Origin of the sequence: Bradyrhizobium sp., from assembly GCF_049581145.1 — a bacterium.
Lineage (GTDB): Bacteria > Pseudomonadota > Alphaproteobacteria > Rhizobiales > Xanthobacteraceae > Bradyrhizobium.
This window is the reverse complement of the sequence record NZ_JBAURI010001023.1, coordinates 1-2,234: the sequence shown is the minus strand read 5'-3', so window position 1 is coordinate 2,234 and position 2,234 is coordinate 1. Positions and strand designations below refer to the sequence as shown.

At 63.7% G+C, this 2,234-nt stretch carries 4 protein-coding genes; 2 read left to right on the top strand and 2 right to left on the bottom strand.

What is annotated here, in order from left to right:
- Positions 1–1,198: O-acetylhomoserine aminocarboxypropyltransferase (locus tag WCB02_RS33150; RefSeq protein ID WP_423965043.1), on the top strand; the 1,198-nt coding region annotated here is incomplete at its 5' end.
- A gap of 35 nt (positions 1,199–1,233) precedes the next feature.
- On the opposite strand, the gene WCB02_RS33145 is transcribed toward WCB02_RS33150, so the two are convergent.
- Positions 1,234–1,362, bottom strand: a complete 129-nt coding sequence (locus WCB02_RS33145; protein WP_423965040.1) for a hypothetical protein — start codon at positions 1,360–1,362, stop codon at positions 1,234–1,236.
- A gap of 84 nt (positions 1,363–1,446) precedes the next feature.
- Between WCB02_RS33145 and WCB02_RS33140 the strand changes: the two genes are divergently transcribed.
- The gene (locus WCB02_RS33140; protein ID WP_423965038.1) at positions 1,447–1,812 is read left to right on the top strand and encodes a hypothetical protein; all 366 of its coding nucleotides are present in this window, start codon (positions 1,447–1,449) and stop codon (positions 1,810–1,812) included.
- Here the strand turns inward: WCB02_RS33140 and WCB02_RS33135 are convergent.
- Positions 1,809–2,234 (bottom strand): COX15/CtaA family protein (locus tag WCB02_RS33135; protein WP_423965036.1); only part of this gene is annotated, 426 nt, incomplete at its 5' end. The two genes, WCB02_RS33140 and WCB02_RS33135, sit on opposite strands and share 4 nt — an antisense overlap.

The following is a 2,234-nucleotide window of genomic DNA, read 5'->3' as shown; positions in this document are numbered from 1 at the left end:
GCCGATCTATCAGACCACGTCATTCGTATTCAACGACGCCGACCATGCCGCGTCGTTGTTTGGGCTGCAGGCGTTCGGCAACATCTACACCCGCATCGGAAACCCGACCAATGCGGTGCTGGAGGAGCGCGTCGCTGCGCTCGAAGGCGGCACCGCGGCGCTGTCGGTTGCGTCGGGACATGCCGCGCAGGTCATCACGCTGCAGCAATTGTTGATGCCGGGCGATGAATTCATCGCCGCGCGAAAACTCTATGGCGGTTCGATCAACCAGTTCACCCACGCCTTCAAGAGTTTCGGCTGGAACGTGGTGTGGGCGGACACCGACGATGTCGCAAGCTTCGAGGCCGCGGTCAGCCCGCGCACCAAGGCGATCTTCGTCGAATCGATCGCCAATCCCGGCGGCAGCGTCACCGACATCGAGGCCGTGGCGGCGGTCGCGCACAATGCCGGCGTGCCGCTGATCGTCGACAATACGCTCGCCACCCCCTATCTGATCCGTCCCATCGACCATGGCGCCGACATCGTGGTGCATTCGCTGACGAAATTCCTGGGCGGCCACGGCAACTCGATCGGCGGCGTGATCGTTGACGCCGGCACCTTCGACTGGTCGAAGGACAGTAAATATCCGATGCTGAGCGAGCCGCGGCCCGAATATCACGGCATCAGGCTGCAGGAGACGTTCGGCAATTTCGCCTTCGCGATCGCTTGCCGCGTGCTCGGCCTGCGCGATCTCGGGCCCGCACTGTCGCCGTTCAACGCGTTTCTGATCCTGACCGGTATCGAAACGCTGCCGCTGCGGATGCAAAAGCACTGCGACAACGCCAGGGCGGTCGCGGAATTTCTTGCCGGCCATCACGCGGTGGCATCCGTCAACTACGCCGGCCTGCCCGGCGACAAATGCAACAATCTGGCGCGCAAATATGCGCCCAAGGGCGCCGGCGCGGTGTTCACCTTCAGCCTGAAGGGCGGATATGATGCCGGCGTCAAGCTGGTGTCGAGCCTGAAGCTGTTCTCGCATCTCGCCAATGTCGGCGACACCCGCTCGCTGGTGATTCACCCGGCGTCCACCACCCACAGCCAGCTCGATGACGCTGCCAAGATCAAGTCGGGCGCGGGCCCGGACGTGGTGCGCTTGTCGATCGGCATCGAGGACAAGGACGATCTGATCGCGGATCTGGACCAGGCATTGACGGCCTGACCTGTTTTGCTGTCTCAAGAACCGAGCGTCAGATATCAGCGCAACAGCTGCAGCACGCTCGCCAGCGATTGGTTGGCCAGCGCCTGGCTGTCGGCGTAAGCGTTTTGCCCTCCGGCCATCATCGGCGCGCAGTTGACTTCCCGGTCATCCGCTCTGGAAACCATGTTTCGGCGCTCAGCAGGCGGCCCTTGCTGGCGACGGTCAGGCAGAGAGTGCTACAAAGAGGCCTCGACGATTCGGAGCAAGCCATGTTGCGTTGGACCATAGCGGTGCTGTTGACGATCGCAGCGGGCGGCGCCGCCTCCGCTGCCGATCAGATTGCAAACCCGCGTCCCAAACGCCATGTCAGCGCGAAACTGCCTGCCAGTGTTCCCCGGCCGCGTGACGACGACCGATCCGCTCTCATCGAGCGCGCGACACCGCCCGCCGTGCAAGATGATTCCGATGCGCTGATTTCGGCGCCCAGAACCCCGTTGCTTCCGGGGTCCCAGACCCTGCCGGGCAATTACGGTCGCGCCTTCGATTACTCCTACCAGGGCGCCTATTATGGCGGGCCCTATGAAAGCTACTTCTTTCGCCTGCCCTATGCCTGCGGCATTTACGGGTACTGCTAGCCGACCTGCCCGAGCGGCATCGGCAGCCGTCGCGGTTCGGCCTCGACCTGTCGCCGCGCGAACCGTTCGGCCTGACAGATCGCCAGCGTCAACACCGCGATCGCAACGGCCTGATGCGCCAGCGCCAGCGCGATCGGCACCTGATTGAGCAGCGTGAGAATGCCGAGCGTCGCCTGCAGCGCAATCGCCGCCGTCAGCCAAACCGCGCCGTTGACCGCGGCCGGCGCTGCCCGCACACGAACGACATCGACCGTGTGCAGCAGCGCCAGCGCAAACAGCAGATAAGCGGTCATCCGGTGTTCGAACTGCACGGTCAGCGCATTCTCGAACAGATTGCGCCACCAGGGTGTTTCGTACCAGAGCCGCGCGGCCGCTGGAATGAAGCTGCCATCGATCTCCGGCCAGGTGTTATAGACCAGGCC